We start from the raw sequence: 18,846 nt of genomic DNA, 5'->3' as shown, positions 1-18,846 counted from the left end.
TTTGATAAAAATGGAACAACTTAATCCTTCTGATTTAAAAGCAATTCTTCATTCTAAACGTGCGAATTTATATTACCTTGAGCATTGCAGAGTCATGCAAAAAGATGGTCGAGTTCTTTATCTGGCTGAGGCTAAAAATGAAAATCAATATTGGAATATCCCCATTGCCAATACCACCGTAATTTTATTGGGCACAGGAACATCCATCACACAGGCAGCGATGCGAATGTTGTGTAACGCCGGGGTTTTGGTTGGTTTTTGTGGTGGCGGGGGAACACCATTATTTGCAGGTAGTGAAGTGGAATGGCTCACACCACAAAGTGAATATCGCCCAACCGAGTACATGCAAGGCTGGATGAGTTTCTGGTTTGATGAAGCCAAACGTTTGCAAGTTGCTAAAGCTTTTCAACATGCTCGCATTGAATATATACGTAGAATTTGGGCTAAAGATAAGGATATAAAAGATGAAGGTTTTTATCTGGATGATGCAGATATTAGTCAAGCTTTAAATGGTTTTGAAAAGAAAATTCCACATCAAACCAAAGTTGGCGATTTACTACTTGCTGAGGCAATGACCACCAAACAGCTTTATAAAATTGCTGCCACTCGTTGCAAACTCAGTTTTGAGCGAAATCCTGAACAGGGAGATTTAGCCAATGATTTTCTGAATCATGGGAATTATCTCGCATATGGTTTAAGTGCAACCACGCTTTGGGTATTAGGTATTTCACACAGTTTTGCAGTGATGCATGGAAAAACCCGACGTGGTGCATTGGTCTTTGATGTGGCGGATTTGATTAAAGATGCTGTGGTTCTACCTTGGGCATTTATTTGTGCCAAAGAGGGGGCAACCGAGCAGGAGTTCCGCCAACAACTCCTACAAAAGTTCACGGATTATCGTTGTTTGGATTGGATGTTTGAACAAGTGAAATTACAGGCATCTAAAAGCTTTCCAAGTTCGGAGAGTGAATAATGATTGTCACCTTTATTTCTCAATGTGAAAAGAAAGCCATTCCTCGAACTCGCCGTGTGTTGGATGCATTTGCAGAGCGTATAGGTGATAACACGTGGCAAACCATCATAACTGAAGACGGTTTGTTGGCGGTTAAAAAGCTACTTAGAAAAACAGTCACTAAAAATACTGCGGTTAGTTGTCATTGGATACGTGGCCGTCGTAGAAGTGAACTTATGTGGATCGTGGGAAATCGTAATAAGTTTAATGAGCAGGGGATTGTGCCTGTCAATCGGACAGCTAGGCCAATTAAATTGGACTATAATGATACCAATTGGCACACAGCTCCACTGATTGCTGTATTAAGTCGGATAGCTGCAATGTTTCATGATTTTGGCAAGATCAATCCATTTTTTGCCAAGAAAATTGCCAATGCAAAATATAATAAAAAGCCGATTGCTGATCCATTTAGGCATGAATGGATTTCTTTAAGATTATTTGAAGCGTTTGTAAAATCATGTGATCATAATGATGAATTATGGATTGAAAAATTAATTAAAATTTCACCTGAAAATGATGATTATATGTGGTTGGAAAAGATGATTCAGGATTCTCCTGATCAACCACAGCATGGATCACTATTTCAGGGGTTACCAGAACTTGCCAAACTGATTGCATGGTTGATTGTTTCACATCATCGCTTACCAATTCCTAATGATATATTAAGTAAAGATAAAAATAGCGATAAAAATTATGCAGTTTCCAAGTTTAGAACAGTATTGGATGACTTGAATTTTAAATGGTGTTATCCCAAAAAATACGATGCTGATGATCAAAATCAAAAAAAAGAGATTCAGCAATGCTGGAAAATAAAAGCAGAACACATTCCTTTTAACAGCCATACATGGTGTAAAGAAATCAATAGCTGTGCAATAAAGCTTCTACAACTGCATAAAGCATATCCAGTGACTAATTTGTCTGATCCTTACCTAAGTCATGTTTCCCGTTTGGTCTTAATGTTATCTGACCATTATTATTCGAGTTGTGAACCAACTGCCAAATGGCATGATCCGAAATATCCATGTTATGCCAATACAGATCGATTGGGTGATTTAAAACAGCCCTTAGATGATCATTTGATTGGTGTAAGTCAATCCGCCAGACAACTCATGGGTGCTTTAACTCGTTTAAATGAATTATTTAATCGTTTGCCAAAACAAAAAGTTTTAGAAAGAAAAACCAGTAATTCTTATTATAAATGGCAGGACAAATCTTATCAGGAGGCGTGTAGCATTCAGAAAAACTATCCAAATCATGGATTTTTCGGTGTTAATTTAGCTTCCACTGGCCGAGGTAAAACCTTGGCGAATACTCGAATTATGTATGGTTTGGCTGATCCTGAAAAAGGTGCTCGTTTTAATATTGCGTTAGGTTTAAGAACTTTAACCTTACAAACAGGCAAGGCATTACGACAAAAATTAAATCTGGATGATACTGATTTAGCCATTATGGTGGGAGGCGGCGCGGTTAAAGAAATATTTGAACAATATAGCCATGCAGGTTCGGAGCAATTACTTCAGGATACAGAAAACCTTGATCCCAGAGAAAACCCCAAATTAGCCAAAATGATGGGATCAGAATCTTTAAGTGGATTATTTGAGCCTGATTTAAACGTTGATTTTGAAGATTCCGAACTGGATTTTGAGGGAGTTTTAAGTCACGATCATTTGTTTACCAAATGGCTTAAAGGCAATCATCAGGTTAAGAAAATGCTGATGAGTCCAATCTTGTGTTGTACTATCGATCATTTAATTCCTGCCACTGAAAGTACACGAGGCGGCCGACAAATTGCCCCAATGCTGCGGCTGATGTCTTCTGATTTAATCTTGGATGAGCCAGATGATTTTTCACCAGATGATTATTATGCGCTTACTCGATTAGTGTATTGGTCAGGCCTATTAGGGAGTCGGGTGTTATTATCCTCCGCGACCTTAACTCCTGCTGAAATTAATGGTTTATATCTGGCCTATAGTTCTGGTCGAAAATTCTATAATTTGCATCGTACCCAAGCCAACCAGCCGATTATTGCAGCATGGTTTGATGAAAATGAGAAAAGTATTTGTCACCAAGTCATTCCATGTGATGGCACAGTCACAAACTCGGAGGCTAATCCTGTATTTGAAAAAGCGCATCGGCAATTTACAAAAAAACGAGTGGCTTATTTAAATGAACTTGCAAAAGTCACACAAAGACGTAGTTTAGAATGGGTGGGGTTGCCTAGACAAATCCCTACGACTGAAAAGTGGCACGAGATTTTTACTCAGCATATTTTAGATACAAGTCTGAAAGTCCATCAGTCAAATGCGATTACTGATCCACAAACACATAAACAATATAGTGTGGGCTTAGTGCGTTTTGCCAATATCGATCCATTGGCAACTGTTGCTCAACAGTTATTAAAACAAAAAATTGATGTCGACACTCGTATCCATTTATGTGTATATCATTCCCGTTTTCCATTGTTGATTCGAGCCAATATTGAAAAATATCTGGATGAAATTTTAGATCGCAATAATGGTAAGCAACCGCATGATCACCATCTAGTTCAAGGCTGGTTGCAGAAATATCCTGAACAAAAACAGATTATTTTGGTATTAGCTTCACCTGTCTGTGAAGTAGGGAGAGACCATGATTATGACTGGATGATCATTGAACCTTCTTCAATGCGTTCGATTATTCAAGCTTCTGGTCGAGCAAGACGGCATCGAATAGAACCCTATACACAGCCAAATGTCTTTATTATGGAAACCAATATCCGTCATTTTAGACATCCTCAACAAACCTGTTTCTCACGTCCTGGTTTTGAAGCAGAGGGATTTAAGTTTCATCCAGCTCGGCATTTTTTGAGAGGAAATGATGATACAAAAAATGCAGGTTTAATGGATATTAAACATTTTAAACAACTAGATTCAATCGCTCGTCTGACTCAATCACCTGCAAATTATCTTAAACAGTTTTATGAAAAATCGGGCTATCCACGTTTAGCCGATTTAGAACATGATCGTATGCATCATATTTTGTTGGGGCATGGTATTTGTCCTGACATGCGTTCTACTGATGTGTCCCCAATCAAGTTTCCTGCCTATAGTTTTTGGAATACATCGATTCACTACACAGGAATTTTGCAAACTTTAAGCCGTTTTAGGCAGTCACAGGCTGAATTTTTTACTGCTTTAAGAGCAGAGAATGAAGAACAAGCTTTAAAGCTGTATCAATATAATGAAAAAACAGGAAATTGGTTGTTGGTTGAAAGTTTGGTTAGACGAATTGAATTAGTCAATAATCCTCAAATTCATTGTTGGCCGAATCAGAAGACTGAAATGGCGCTTCAAAAATATTTAGATATGGCATCGGTAGAGCGAGGTTGGTCTGAAAATTGTTCTCGCTATTTAAGTCTAAACTTACCCAAATTGGCAGACCAAAAGAAATGGCTTTATCACGATTGGTTAGGATTTATAAGGGAGTAAACCTTATAAATCCTTTAACTCTAAGTTACCTGTGCGGTAAATAAAAGTGATTAACATTTAAATATTTCTAAACTATTGATGCAATAGCTTATGAACTTTAATCAATTTTGCTTGTTGAAGCAAAATAAAGCTGTTAAATTGAAGAATATAAAATTTAAATTAGATTTACAATTAAATAGGTTTAAAATTATAATGAGAGTACAAATGATACCCGAAATAGACGCGAGTGAAAATTCTTCACCACCAACCATTCGAGCCGTGATTGAGCAATACATTCAAAGCCGTTTAAATGAAAAGTTGGAGAAGCTAAAACAAGATGACTTTACTGAACGTGAAAAGCTATTTGAAAAATATCAATCTGAAACGTGGTTAGACGATGCCAGTTTACGGGTGAGTCAAATTCGACTTGCAACACATACTCCTAAACAGCATCACCCAAGTTCGAAAGCGTCGGCAATGTTTTATGCAGGACAGAACAAAACCCATGATTTCGTTGGTTCGCAAGGACTTCAACTTGAAGCTGATGTGATTGGGAATGCTGCTGTTCTGGATGTATTTAAGCTATTACGTCAAAAGTTTAACGGAATTTCATTGCTTGAACGTTTATTAAAAGCGGATCAAGACTTTATTGCTGCACTTTCAAATAATGTTGAACAGGCAGAAATTCGTTATCAACGATTTTTGGCATTTAGTAGAATTCCATCGGAATTAAATGCAGGTCGACTTTCCAAACAGGTTTATTTTCCTGTGAATCAGGATAACTATCATATCTTGGTAATTTTATATCCAAGTGCGTTGGTACATCGCGTTTATCAGCAAATTTCACATGATCGTTTTGGAGAGCAAAATAAGGTTTTACGTGAAGCTCGCTTTAAGGGTTTGCATCAGACACAGGAAAGTCGAGAATATCCAAACTTATTGGTTCAAAATTACGGAGGGAGTAAGCCCCAGAATATTTCACAACTGAATAGCGATCGGCGTGGTTCAATGTGGTTATTGCCATCATTACCACCTGTTTGGCAAGGGCTGATAGTGGAGTTACCAAAATCTGGTTCGGTATTTACAGGCTATTTAAGCAATCGTAAAGATGTAAAACCGATTTTAAAGTCTATCATTCATATGTATCGATATGAATATGGTCAAAATAATGTCGAGTTTCGCCATAGGCGAGATGAATTAGTCGATCAGCTTGTGGATTGTGTCATTGATATGAGCTTTGAGCTGCAACAAAGTGCAAATTCAGGTTGGACACTTCAACCAAGTCGTCAATTTAGTCAAGCAGAAAGTTTTTGGTTAGATCGTGGTTATCGAGAGGAACTTTTTGATAAAGAAGATTTGGACACGTTGACAGATGAAGAAAAAGAGTGGTTAGAGGCTTATCGTGATCGAGATTGGCATACCGAGGTTGGTTCTAACTTTGGAGGGTGGCTAAATAAAATTTTAACCACTAAAGGTAAGTTAGCAGATCTAGATGATCATGAAGCTCGAGTATGGTCAATTGCATTACGGGATAAGTTGCGACTGATGAAAGAGGAGTTTGCCTAAATGAGTTACTCCTATCCGAAAGCATTATATCTGGTACGTTTACAAGTTGAAAATGCCTCGATTATTAGTAGCCATTTGACGTGGGGTTTTCCTGCACCCAGTGCATTTACAGGGTTTGCCCATGCACTACAACGTAAACTAAATACGATTGAACAATATCGGGATATTGAGTGTTGTGGTGTTGGGATTCTGTGTCATCAATTTACACCCCAAGTCACAAAAAGCAGTGATTATCGATATTCGCCCTATCAACTTAATCTTGCTCGACATCCATTAGAGTCAGATGGTTCAACACCTGCGATGGTAGAAGAGGGAAAAGGGCATTTTGAGGTGACATTAGTCATTGGTTTAAGTGGTGAGGATGTAGAGCAACATTTATCTGCCAATGATAATGAGTTAAATCTGTTAACCCAAAACCTGATAAAGCAGATCAATCAATTCATTTATGGTATGCGTTTGGCTGGTGGAGCAGTTTTTCCTCATCGACGAGTAAAACCTAAATTGATGAATTGGTCACTGTCTGATGCTGTAGCTAAAACTAAAAAGTTGCGTCATTGGTTATTGCCAAGTTTTGCATTATTGCACCGACATGAAGTATTGCTTACCCATCAAAAATGGTTAGGCCAACAAGAAACTTATTTTGATACTCAAGGACATGAACCTAATGTCTTAGATACTTTACTGGATATTAGTCGCCTGAATCTTGCGAGTACAGAACAAGCGCAATCAGGTTCTGAAGAAGAGCCTAAAGGAGTTTGGCAGGTACGTCCTCGTCCTGAGCATTTAAAAGGATGGTTAGTGCCGATTCCAATCGGTTATGCGGCTTTAACAGACTTGCAAGAAAAAGGTGTCATTTCCGGCTTACGAGATCACAAATATCCTGCAACTTTTGTTGAAACTTTATTGAGTTTGGGGGAATGGCAAAGTCCTCATCGAATTAATGACTTAACCGAAATTTTATGGACGTATAACCCTGAGCCTAAAGTGGGTGTATACGAGCTAATTCAACCATTTTCACCAAAATTAAACATCCAATTATTGTCAAATGAATTAGAAGAACAATCATTTGAGTTTGATGAACCCGACTTAGAAGAACAGGAAGATTAATCATGGCTAAAGCTCCAGCAGCAAAAATTAAAACTGCATCAATATTATCATTTAACCGTCATTTAGACCCATCGGATGGACGTATGACCGCAGTGAATTGGAATGATATTCAACAAGGTGCAGGTACAGCGACAATTCAAATTCAGGAGAAATCAGTACGAGGCACAATTTCAAATCGCCCTAAAAATGCCAAAGAAATTGATCCTGCCTATATTAATGCAGCAGTCGAAAAAGCAAACTTACAAACAGTTGATATTGCAGCATTACCACAAGGTAAAGATACCGTTGCTGTTACATTTACCTTACGTGTTTTACCGAATGTGGGACAACCCTCTGCCTGTAATGATGAAAGCTTTGCAGAGCGCCTTGAAGCAGTAACTTCAGGGTATAAAACTGAATCACAGTTTAAGGAGCTTGCTGGGCGTTATGCTGTAAATCTGGCAAATGGACGTTTCTTATGGCGAAACCGTATCGGTGCAGAAAATGTTACTGTGACCGTTGAACGTATTGTTGATGGCAAGCCAAGTACAAAATTAAATTTTGATGCTCTGGCTAATCGTTTAAATGAGGCTAAAGTCCATTCAGAACAAGAACAATCGTTAGCGCAACTTTCTAGCTGGATTCAGTCAGGCTTAACTGGTGATGAGCATGTATTATTGCATGTTACAGGTTTTGCCCGTTTAGGAGAGGGACAAGAGGTGTATCCCTCTCAAGAGTTAATTTTGGATACAGGGAATACCAAAGGCAAAAAAAGTAAAACGCTTTACAAAATTAAAGATAAAGATGCAGGAATCCACTCACAAAAAATTGGTAATGCACTACGCACTATCGATACATGGTATCCAGATGCAACCAAGCCGATTGCGGTTGAACCCTATGGTTCAGTGACTTCGGAAGGGAAAGCGTATCGTCAGCCAAAAGAAGGGAAAGATTTCTATAGCTTGTTTGATGGCTGGGTGAATGCAGGTAAAGTGCCTGAAATTGAGCAGCAGCATTATGTAATGTCTGTATTAGTACGTGGCGGTGTCTTTGGTGAGAGTGATAAATAATGCAATATTATATTGAGCTTACACTTTTACCTGATGAAGATACTTCTGCGTATTTTCTTTGGTCAAAAGTTTATACCCAATTACATATTGCTTTTGTTGAACATATTGACGCTCAGGAAAAGATACCTTTTGGTGTATCTTTTCCACAGTATCGTATTAATCAGCAAAAACAAACAGGTTTTTTGGGTAATAAAATCCGTATTTTTGCCAATACAGAAAACGAGTTACAGCAATTGAATCTAGAGAGCTGGCTAGAACGATTGGTTGATTATGTGCATATTAAAAGACTAAGTGAAGTTCCAAAAGATATTAAAAGTTATGCATATTATTACCGTGTGAATCCGAAAATGGATTTAGATACACGAATTGCTCATCAAGCACGACGCCGTAATATTTCTTTAAGTGAAGCAAAACAACATTTTAAGGAATATGTTGATCAGCCTGTGACTGAGCCTTATGTGAGTTTAAAAAGTCTCAGTGCTAAACGAGAGGAAAATATAGATCGATTTTATAGGTTATACATTGGTAAATCTTTTGCTGATGAAGCAAAAGCTGGAAAATTTGGAACATATGGATTAAGCCGAATGGCAGCAGTTCCAGAGTTTTAACCCAATATTTTTTCTACTCTTTAACAGTTTAATAAAATCAATAAGTTACAGTAGGTCGTTTTTTGATTGGGTAAATTGCCTGAATCTAAGATAAACGCCTGTTGTAACTTGTTTTTTTGCTTTATTATTACTGTTCATGACGGCATACGTCATTTAGAAAATGTCATCAGACATGATTGCGCCCGCATTTTTGTTCATGACGGCATACGTCATTTAGAAACTGCATATCAAACGCATCAGTAGCATCTTCTGGTTCATGACGGCATACGTCATTTAGAAATCATAAGCCTCGGTGTCTGCCTCTAGGTCTTTGTTCATGACGGCATACGTCATTTAGAAAAATATTGGTGCTGAAAAGCTTGGTACAGCACAGTTCATGACGGCATACGTCATTTAGAAAAAAATCAGCGCACCATTGATATCTGGGAGTAAAGTTCATGACGGCATACGTCATTTAGAAAGACTGGGTGCGTGGTATGCACGTTATTGCTGCGTTCATGACGGCATACGTCATTTAGAAAGCTACAGATAAAGCTACACCGCCAATGCCCTTGTTCATGACGGCATACGTCATTTAGAAAAATCGTTGTCGCTCTAGGTTCATTACATGCACGTTCATGACGGCATACGTCATTTAGAAAAAAATGACTCCAGAGCAGTACTACAAATATCTGTTCATGACGGCATACGTCATTTAGAAAAGATAACGAGGGATAAGCAGCACATGCTTCAGGTTCATGACGGCATACGTCATTTAGAAATGCATTTGCTGCTGTTGATCTTGGAATTGATGGTTCATGACGGCATACGTCATTTAGAAATAACGCTATGCTTAATCTTTTTAGATGTTGTAGTTCATGACGGCATACGTCATTTAGAAAAGTTCCAGAACCGTCACCGTCGTCACCTCCGTGTTCATGACGGCATACGTCATTTAGAAAATAATTTAATCAAAATCAAAAATAATACCATAGTTCATGACGGCATACGTCATTTAGAAAAATTTATCAAAGATATCGTAAAGCATTGGAATAGTTCATGACGGCATACGTCATTTAGAAAAACATTGTAAAATTACCATTATGATCAAATTTGTTCATGACGGCATACGTCATTTAGAAATATCAATTCCGTCAATTTTTGTTCCTTGTTGGGTTCATGACGGCATACGTCATTTAGAAATATGTTAGGACTTCTTGGGATGTTTGGTCTTGGTTCATGACGGCATACGTCATTTAGAAAGTTGCATGACAAAGTTATGCAGGAGATTAAAAGTTCATGACGGCATACGTCATTTAGAAACTATTCACCAACAAAACCCAATCGCCTGTTATGTTCATGACGGCATACGTCATTTAGAAAGTACTGCACCGCACCGCAGCACATTTTTTAATGTTCATGACGGCATACGTCATTTAGAAAGCACCGCAGCACATTTTTTAATCTTTTTTGAGGTTCATGACGGCATACGTCATTTAGAAAATTGGCATGTTGTCCATTTCTCAGTGTAATCAGTTCATGACGGCATACGTCATTTAGAAATTATGCAATTGAAAAAATTTCAGCAGGCTTCCCGTTCATGACGGCATACGTCATTTAGAAATAGATAGGGCTTATGGCCATCTGCATGAATTTGTTCATGACGGCATACGTCATTTAGAAAGATGGTATTTGCCATAAATGCCACCCATGACTGTTCATGACGGCATACGTCATTTAGAAAGTCTAGATTTGGCAGGCTGGGGCCGTTTGCGTGTTCATGACGGCATACGTCATTTAGAAAAGATAGTGAGGTGACTATCCTTGTTTCAGACAGTTCATGACGGCATACGTCATTTAGAAAACGAATTGCGGATTTATTAAGCTTGACAAAATGTTCATGACGGCATACGTCATTTAGAAATCATCAATTAGTGCAACTAAACCAACTTTAGCGTTCATGACGGCATACGTCATTTAGAAAATATCTGCAAAGATGAAGTCGTATTTCGCAAGGTTCATGACGGCATACGTCATTTAGAAAAATATGATCAAATACTCTAGTGCCGCCACTTCGTTCATGACGGCATACGTCATTTAGAAAATATAAATCATTAATTAACCCCGACACTGGTAGTTCATGACGGCATACGTCATTTAGAAAATTAGATAGCTCCTGTTTTCATGTTGTTTATTGTTCATGACGGCATACGTCATTTAGAAAACTGGAGAGTTATTAGCTAAAGAATGCAGCTTGTTCATGACGGCATACGTCATTTAGAAAATTGAGATAAAGGAATAACCATAGATCCATATGTTCATGACGGCATACGTCATTTAGAAAAGAAAAGCTAATTACTTTATTCATCGATCACCGTTCATGACGGCATACGTCATTTAGAAATTATTATTTCGGTTTTGTCGTGCTAAATAGTCGTTCATGACGGCATACGTCATTTAGAAAGATACTTGGTGTTGACATGGGAGATGCTAAAAGTTCATGACGGCATACGTCATTTAGAAAGAATCAACCGCAATACACGGCAACGGCTCAACGTTCATGACGGCATACGTCATTTAGAAAGAACTGGTGACGTGTAATTGAAACGGCTTTTTGTTCATGACGGCATACGTCATTTAGAAATCTGTCGTGCCTGCTTAGGGATAAGGTTCTAAGTTCATGACGGCATACGTCATTTAGAAAATCAATAGAAGCAAAAGCTACATAACAGAAAGGTTCATGACGGCATACGTCATTTAGAAATGACAAATATGACTGTGAAATTCGAGTTCAGAGTTCATGACGGCATACGTCATTTAGAAATTTGGCTGCCAAAGGTATCAAAGCGATTCGTTGTTCATGACGGCATACGTCATTTAGAAATGTATGTCGATGTACTTCCAAGTCTTTAACACGTTCATGACGGCATACGTCATTTAGAAAAGTTCCTGAACCTGTTCCTGATCCATCACCATGTTCATGACGGCATACGTCATTTAGAAATGATGACAATTGGCAACGTGCGGAAGTCGAATGTTCATGACGGCATACGTCATTTAGAAATTATTGTCTTGATAGAAATGCGAAATTTTATCGTTCATGACGGCATACGTCATTTAGAAATAATACTGAAACACCTGAAATTGTTGATCCTAGTTCATGACGGCATACGTCATTTAGAAAGTGCTCTGATCTTTAAAATGCATCTTGCAAAGGTTCATGACGGCATACGTCATTTAGAAAATCATCGGTTAGTACGATTTGAGCTTCTACGAGTTCATGACGGCATACGTCATTTAGAAATACAAATGCTGCATATTATGCGGGTAAGTGTTGTTCATGACGGCATACGTCATTTAGAAATTTTCAGGAACATGCACTTTATGCGATTCCGTGTTCATGACGGCATACGTCATTTAGAAAAACTGGAGAGGCTTACCATCTCCAGTGGTTTTGTTCATGACGGCATACGTCATTTAGAAATGCTGTTAACGTTACATTAATCGCTTCTGGCAGTTCAAGGTAGAATATATATCGGGAGATTTATTTTTAAAATTTTGATTGTACAGAGTTGCCATTTTAGGATTAAATTATTTAATGAATATAAAATAATTTATGATCAAATAAATTATATATTCAATAAAAAAACGCACTGCTTCTGACGAAACAATGCGTTTTTTAATAACATTATGCAGGCAAATCAAACCAGATCATTTCACTATCTTCAAGGGCATTAATCGTTGTTTTCTCATCAAACAATAAAGCATCTCCTGCTTTAACAATTTGATTTTCAATCATAATTTGACCTTTCACCACATGTACATAATTGTGTTTCAAGGTTGCCTCGATTTCCAGTGTTTTACCCGCTTCCAATACAGCAGCTTTAACTTCCGCATTTTGGCGAATAAACATAGGAGCATTATCATTAGGTCCAACAATCAAATGCCATTCATTGGGCGCTTGGTGCGGATCAAGGTTAATTTGTTGATAAGTTGGTTCAGCATCACGCACATTTGGGTGAATCCAAATTTGGAATAGATGAACAGGTTCATCCCCATTATTGATTTCACTATGTGTAATGCCTGTACCAGCACTCATTAACTGCCATTCACCCGCATTAATATGTTTTTCATTACCCATGCTATCACGGTGAGTGAGTCGACCATTGGTTACATAAGTCAGGATTTCCATATTGTCATGCGGATGCGTGCCAAAACCATTATGTGCGGCAACAGTATCATCGTTAATCACACGTAGTGGACCAAAACCCATGTATTTCGGGTCATACCAACTACCAAATGAAAAACTATGATAAGTATCTAACCAGCCTGCTTTCACATGACCACGGTTTTCGCTGCGATGTAAATAAGCATTCATTCTGCAACTCCTAAATTCTTGTGTTTTATTTCATGAACACATAGTAGCAATCTCGTATGAAAGTAAAAATACCAGGATTAGAACAAATTGTTCTATTTTTGAAATGATTTTAATATTTTATTGTTATTATTAAAAATAATAGAACAATAAAAAGCATCAGAATAATTGATAACTATAAAAAGAAAATATAAAAAAAGCCTGCATATAATTACAGGCTTTTAAAGTATTGAATTGATTTTATTCAAGGAATTTAACAGTTACGCCACTGCGTACTTTATTACCCAAATCATTGGCATCCCAGTTAGTTAAACGAATACAACCATGTGATGCTGTTTTAGAAATAGCAGAAGGGTTTGGAGTACCGTGAATACCAAATGATTTCTTGCTTAAACCAATCCAGATATTCCCTACAGGCGCATTGGGACCTGGTGGTAGTGAAAGTGGTTTCAGGTTGTTGCCTTGTACAAAATTACTTGGAGAGTAGCTATACCAAGGGTTACGAGCAACACCAACAACTTTATAAGTTCCAGCTGGAGATGGGGTATCGCTACTACCAATAGTTGCAGGGAATGAAGCAATCATTTGGTTGCGACTATTAAATAGATATAACTGACGCGCACCTTTATGGGCAATAATCAAATGAATATCTTCTGGTAGGTCATTACGCACATTGGCAACAATGATCTTTTCACCAGCTTTTTTAAAGGTTGCTTTAGGATTTAACTTTTTCAAAAAGTCTTCATCCATATGGAATTTTTCACCCAACATCTCTGTAACGCGAACATAGTACAAACCTTTCATCTTGGCTTGTAAGGCATAATCATGTGGAATAGATGCGGCGTAAGGACCTTTTAAATCGTCTTCGGTCACGGTGTATTCCACGTAAGCTGGCTTATTCTGCTTTGCGACTAAGGCATCCCACGTCTCTTTAGTCAATTCACCTGTTGGTTTCAAACCATTCATTTGCTGAAAAGAGGAAAGAGCTTTTAGCGTATTCATCCCACTGGTGCCATCAATTGCACCTGGAGAAGCATGAGTATTATTAAGCATCACTTGCGCACGTGCATACACAGGGAACTGACCACGTCCGATATTTTCATACCAGTCTGCATTATTTAAACCATCAAGTGTCCATGATGCTTTACCAGCCTGATTTTTGCTTGCAGTAGTAGTCGCTGCTGCTTTCTGAGCAGAAGTAGGCGCGATACCTGTATCTGCATTTTTAGTCTCGCTGCTTTCAAGATTTTGCAATGTGGCAGATGCCTGATTCAGGTCGTGTTCTTCCTGAGCGCTGACTTGTGCTTGATCTGAACTTGCAGGACTAGATGTAGCAGCAACATTTGCATCCGGTGTAGATACAGGACTAGATGCAGACGATGAACTTTGTAAAAGAGGCTTATGTTCAATGGCAAGTGGATCAATCGGATCTTGAACGGATTGAGTGCGAATCACTTTTGGATTTAACGGTTGCTCGGCCGTAGGTGCAGCAAACGCTGTGCCAGTCATAATACAGGTTAGACTCAAAGCGAGCAAAGAGCGAACAAACATGTAATTCAACCTTAAGAATTATTCATATAGTTAGGACAGAAAACTTGGCAAGTATTACAGAAAATACATCGTGATGCAGTAGTTCTTTTGTGTAGTTATCCATTTTTATCTTACTCGATCTGCATTTTATCCCACTTAGAAGTTATTAAATAGCAAACCTTTTTGTTATGATGCATGCAATAAAAATTGAGATAGAGAAAGTAAATGACGACCTTAAAAAATGATCGTTTTCTACGTGCTTTATTGCGTGAACCTGTGGATACCACACCTGTATGGATGATGCGACAAGCAGGTCGTTATTTACCAGAATATCGTGAAACGCGCGGCAAAGCAGGTGACTTTTTATCTTTATGTAAAAATACTGACTTTGCCTGTGAAGTGACTTTACAACCTTTACGTCGCTATGACTTAGATGCAGCTATTTTATTTTCAGATATTCTAACAGTGCCAGATGCTCTTGGTTTAGGGCTTTATTTTGAAGCAGGTGAAGGGCCAAAGTTTAAAAAAACAATTCGCAATGAACAAGATGTTTTAAATTTACCTAACTTTAATGCCAAATCTGATCTGGATTATGTCATGAATGCTGTTTCGACTATTCGTTCGGCTTTGGGTGGTCAAGTTCCCTTGATTGGATTTTCAGGAAGTCCTTGGACATTGGCAACGTATATGATTGAAGGTGGTTCTAGCAAAGACTTTCGTCATACCAAACACATGCTTTATGCGCAGCCAGAAGTTTTGCATGCCTTGCTGGATCGACTTGCTGTGGCGGTCATTGACTATTTGAATGCACAAATTGATGCAGGTGCTCAAGCCATCCAGATTTTTGACAGTTGGGGTGGGGCTTTAGCACATCGTGAATATATTGAATTTTCACTCAACTATATGCAAAAAATTGTGGCTGGTTTGCAGCGTGAAAAGGAGGGTCGCCGTATTCCAGTGATTTTATTTACTAAAGGCGGTGGTCAATGGCTAGAACCGATGATCGCGACAGGCGCAGATGCGTTTGGACTGGACTGGACAACTCCGTTGAATGTGGCGCGTCAAAGCATTGCTGGTCGTGCTGCCGTACAGGGTAATCTGGATCCTGCGGTTTTGTATGGTTCTGCATCATCTATTGAAAAGTCCGTCAAAGCTATGCTGGACGATGCATATGCTAATGGTGAAACCACAGGGTATGTGGCCAATTTAGGGCATGGTATTACTCAATGGGTTGATCCAACTCAACCGAAAATTTTTGTTGATACCGTACATGAATATAGCGCCAAATACTTGGGATAAAGTTTTTGTGTACATCCTGAGTTTAAGTTTTCATTTTTGTTTTAAGGCAGCTTCGGCTGCCTTGTTTGGTATTCTTTTACTATTGGCATTTATGTTTACCGCACCAATGGGTGGTCATGAGTATCATGGGTTTTATCGCTATGATTATTTGCTATTTTATGCCTTGATCATTCAGGTGTGTCTGCTTTATCTCAAGCTTGAATCTTGGGCGGAAGCTAAAGTCATTGCGTTATTTCATATCATGGCCATGATAATGGAAATCTTTTTAACACATCCCGCGATTGCATCCTGGCAATATCCACAACCTGCAATCTTTAAACTCTGGACTGTCCCACTTTTTGCTGGATTTATGTATTCGGCGGTAGGAAGTTTTTTTGCCCGTTCGTTACGTTTATATCAAATGTCATTTGAGGCTTTACCCCGGTTTGGCAATATGCTGGCATTAGCATTGTGTTCATACATAAATTTTATGAGCAAATTTTTTATCCCAGATCTGCGTTATGTGTTATTTATCTGGAGTGCAATTATTTTTGGGAAAACTCGATTAAATTTTTATTTATCGGGGAAAATATATCAATTACCGATGTTGCCCGTACTTTTGGTTTTGGCGTTTATCATCTGGATTGCAGAGAATATCAGTACCTTTTATAGAATCTGGCTGTATCCTAGTCAGGTCAAAGCCTGGCATATGGTGGGCTGGGGGAAACTCGGTTCGTGGTATTTATTATTGTTGTTGAGTTTGGTACTGGTACTCAAAATATTGGGAACTCGAAATAATAATGGTCATTGGAAATTGAACCAGTTTTGATAAAACAGGCAAATGATCGTCTAAAATTATTGGGCACATAGTGCCCAAAGTTTAGTGTTTGATTTGTGTTTGTTGCGCAAACTTTCGGGTAAAAATATTGACTATACCCCCTAACAGCGCGCAAAGCGCAGCCGCAATAAATACAGAGGGGTATCCCAGATAAAGTGCAACTAAACCAAATATAGGCGCATAAATCGCATAGGCAATATCTTGACATGCGGAAAATACCCCCATTGCAGTGCCACGAATTTGAGCTGGCGCGCCTTTAATCAGTTCTACACCGAGTGCTGGGTAAATTAAAGAACATCCAGCGCCCGTGACGACTGCACCCAATAATGCAATTTCCACACGAGCTGATATAAATAATAAAAACAGACCAATGGCTTCAACAATTAATGAATATTTGACGAGTTTAAACCCTGAAACTTTATCGGTTAAATGTCCACAAAAAATACGTACAGCCACAAAAGCCAGCCCAAAAAAGGTCAATGCGTAGCCTGCATACGCCCATTGCTGTTGTTTGAAATAGAGGGCGACAAATGTTCCAATACAAGCAAAGCCTACACCTTGTAAGGCTAGTACCAGACCAAAACGCCAAACGTATTGAATGACCTGTTTTAATGGGGGATAAATGCCACTATGTGGAACAGTAGCGCGAATAAATACATCAATAAACAAAGAGATTAAAGGTAAACTGATGATCAACAATGCAACCGCGTAAAATCCAAAGCTGTCATATAACCAGAGCCCCAATGGTGCACCAGCAGCCAAAGCACCAAACATCGCCATGCCCGTAAATGAAAGAAGTTTACCTGCACGTGGCTGTCCCACTAGGCCGAGTCCCCAGGTCAGATGTCCACTCACCAATAAGCTTTCAGCATAACCATGAACCAGACGACCAAGCAGCAAAATCATAAATTTGATTGTGATCGTCACGGGTGAAAAAAAAGCAATGAGATAAATCAGTCCAGCAATAAGTAGAGACGCCATTCCTTGTAAGGTTGCACGTTTAGCACTGATTTGATCGGCAATACGTCCAGCATAGGGGCGTGTTAAAACTGTCGCTACAAACTGAGTGCCTACTGCAATACCGACCCAAAAATTGTTTAGATTTAAACTGTCATGTACGTATAGAGGAATTACCGCGAGAGGAGCAGATATCGTAAGATAAGCAAGGAAAAGTGCAATGACCAGAGGGTAGAGTGTTTTATTTTCACTTTCTAAAGAAGAAGATTTGGTCAAGATAATAGGATGATCAGTCTGTGTCATTTGGTACTCCATGGAGGGGATACCGTATAGACACATGCATCCACCTCCATTATTAAAAAAATACTGGAATAGATGCGTTGGCTAACGTGAACGCTTACGATTTTAGTCAGTCACTGTAAATGACTGCTAACGCTTTGGCAGAATATCCCATGTTTTGTAATGATGATCAAGCTGATTTTTTATAACATAAAGTAGGGTTATTCTATATCACCAATAAACATAACGGTATGGCCTAACAAGTAACCTACTGTGACCAGTAAGGCAATCCAGATAAAAGCTCCAATCACATTATATATGGAAAAAACAGTGTATTTCATGGCACTCGAGCCTGCCGCAAACGGTGCAAAAGAACGTACAAAAGGAATAAAACGTGCGACCAAAATTGTTAATGCGCCATGCCGTTTAAAGTAATCATGGGTCTTAAGTAAATGTTCATGTTTAATAAAACGTGATTTGATCTCAAAGATACGAACTCCCATACGACGTCCAATATGATAATTCACCATATAGCCTAGTGTGGCAGCAATCGAAAGCAAGATAATAACAAAACTTAGATTCATCAACTGTACAGTCGCACAAAGTGCACCAACTGCAAGAAGCAGACTATCTCCGGGTAGAAAAAACATGAAAACAAAAGCAGTTTCACAAAAAATAATCAGAAACAATATGGCATAAATCCATAGCCCATATTGCTGAATCAAAACAGGGAGATAATGTTCAAAGCTTAGTAAAAAATCAAAAAATTCCACTAACGATCTACCTTAATTATCACTTCGTTAATGTATAAAATCGCCAGAC

Annotated in this window: 12 protein-coding genes, 1 pseudogene and 1 CRISPR repeat array; of the genes and pseudogenes, 8 read left to right on the top strand and 5 right to left on the bottom strand. The window is 38.5% G+C overall.

The window, feature by feature from the left end; translation table 11 throughout:
* The first annotated feature begins 10 nt into the window (after window positions 1–10).
* From cas1f to cas6f, 6 genes are all read left to right on the top strand, one after another.
* The gene (gene cas1f / locus IAE19_RS10310; RefSeq protein WP_200460854.1) at window positions 11–973 is read left to right on the top strand and encodes a type I-F CRISPR-associated endonuclease Cas1f; all 963 of its coding nucleotides are present in this window, start codon (window positions 11–13) and stop codon (window positions 971–973) included.
* Window positions 973–4,479: a type I-F CRISPR-associated helicase Cas3f gene (gene cas3f / locus IAE19_RS10305; protein ID WP_200460853.1), complete on the top strand. Its 3,507-nt coding sequence runs from the start codon at window positions 973–975 to the stop codon at window positions 4,477–4,479. The genes cas1f and cas3f overlap by 1 nt, the downstream gene beginning before the upstream one ends.
* A 204-nt stretch (window positions 4,480–4,683) precedes the next feature.
* Window positions 4,684–6,024, top strand: coding sequence for a type I-F CRISPR-associated protein Csy1 (csy1, locus tag IAE19_RS10300; RefSeq protein ID WP_200460852.1), 1,341 nt, complete (start codon window positions 4,684–4,686; stop codon window positions 6,022–6,024).
* Window positions 6,025–7,131 (top strand): type I-F CRISPR-associated protein Csy2, encoded by a 1,107-nt coding sequence (csy2, locus tag IAE19_RS10295; RefSeq protein ID WP_200460851.1) that lies wholly within the window; start codon window positions 6,025–6,027, stop codon window positions 7,129–7,131.
* A gap of 2 nt (window positions 7,132–7,133) precedes the next feature.
* A complete protein-coding gene (gene csy3, locus IAE19_RS10290) occupies window positions 7,134–8,180 on the top strand; it encodes a type I-F CRISPR-associated protein Csy3 (RefSeq protein ID WP_200460850.1) in 1,047 nt (348 codons plus the stop codon).
* Window positions 8,180–8,788, top strand: coding sequence for a type I-F CRISPR-associated endoribonuclease Cas6/Csy4 (cas6f, locus tag IAE19_RS10285; protein ID WP_200460849.1), 609 nt, complete (start codon window positions 8,180–8,182; stop codon window positions 8,786–8,788). Before csy3 ends, cas6f begins: the two co-directional genes overlap by 1 nt.
* A gap of 132 nt (window positions 8,789–8,920) precedes the next feature.
* Window positions 8,921–12,251: direct repeats of the CRISPR family, unit length 28 nt; unit sequence GTTCATGACGGCATACGTCATTTAGAAA.
* 204 nt (window positions 12,252–12,455) lie between these two features.
* On the opposite strand, the gene IAE19_RS10280 is transcribed toward cas6f, so the two are convergent.
* The 3 genes and pseudogenes from IAE19_RS10280 to IAE19_RS16815 all read right to left on the bottom strand — a co-directional run.
* Entirely contained in the window at window positions 12,456–13,145 is a 690-nt protein-coding gene (locus IAE19_RS10280) for a pirin family protein (RefSeq protein WP_200460848.1), read from the bottom strand.
* A 237-nt stretch (window positions 13,146–13,382) separates the two neighbouring features.
* Window positions 13,383–14,693 carry a L,D-transpeptidase family protein gene (locus IAE19_RS10275; protein ID WP_200460847.1) on the bottom strand — a complete coding sequence of 437 codons (1,311 nt, stop codon included), beginning with the start codon at window positions 14,691–14,693 and terminating at the stop codon, window positions 13,383–13,385.
* Window positions 14,694–14,704: 11 nt separating this feature from the next.
* Window positions 14,705–14,767: pseudogene (locus tag IAE19_RS16815) on the bottom strand (4Fe-4S binding protein); the annotation flags it as partial.
* A 130-nt stretch (window positions 14,768–14,897) separates the two neighbouring features.
* Between IAE19_RS16815 and hemE the strand changes: the two are divergent.
* Both hemE and IAE19_RS10260 read left to right on the top strand, forming a co-directional pair.
* Window positions 14,898–15,971 carry a uroporphyrinogen decarboxylase gene (gene hemE / locus IAE19_RS10265; RefSeq protein ID WP_200460846.1) on the top strand — a complete coding sequence of 358 codons (1,074 nt, stop codon included), beginning with the start codon at window positions 14,898–14,900 and terminating at the stop codon, window positions 15,969–15,971.
* A complete protein-coding gene (locus IAE19_RS10260) occupies window positions 15,943–16,779 on the top strand; it encodes a DUF817 family protein (protein ID WP_227612236.1) in 837 nt (278 codons plus the stop codon). The genes hemE and IAE19_RS10260 overlap by 29 nt, the downstream gene beginning before the upstream one ends.
* Window positions 16,780–16,830: 51 nt before the next feature.
* Here the strand turns inward: IAE19_RS10260 and IAE19_RS10255 are convergent, their stop codons facing one another.
* Window positions 16,831–18,048 (bottom strand): MFS transporter, encoded by a 1,218-nt coding sequence (locus tag IAE19_RS10255; protein WP_200460845.1) that lies wholly within the window; start codon window positions 18,046–18,048, stop codon window positions 16,831–16,833.
* Window positions 18,049–18,245: 197 nt separating this feature from the next.
* The gene (locus IAE19_RS10250) at window positions 18,246–18,797 is read right to left on the bottom strand and encodes a VTT domain-containing protein (protein WP_200460844.1); all 552 of its coding nucleotides are present in this window, start codon (window positions 18,795–18,797) and stop codon (window positions 18,246–18,248) included.
* Window positions 18,798–18,846 lie beyond the last annotated feature (49 nt).

This window comes from Acinetobacter sp. S40 (assembly GCF_016624705.1).
Classification (GTDB): Bacteria; Pseudomonadota; Gammaproteobacteria; order Pseudomonadales; family Moraxellaceae; genus Acinetobacter.
This window is presented reverse-complemented; position numbering and strand designations above follow the sequence as displayed.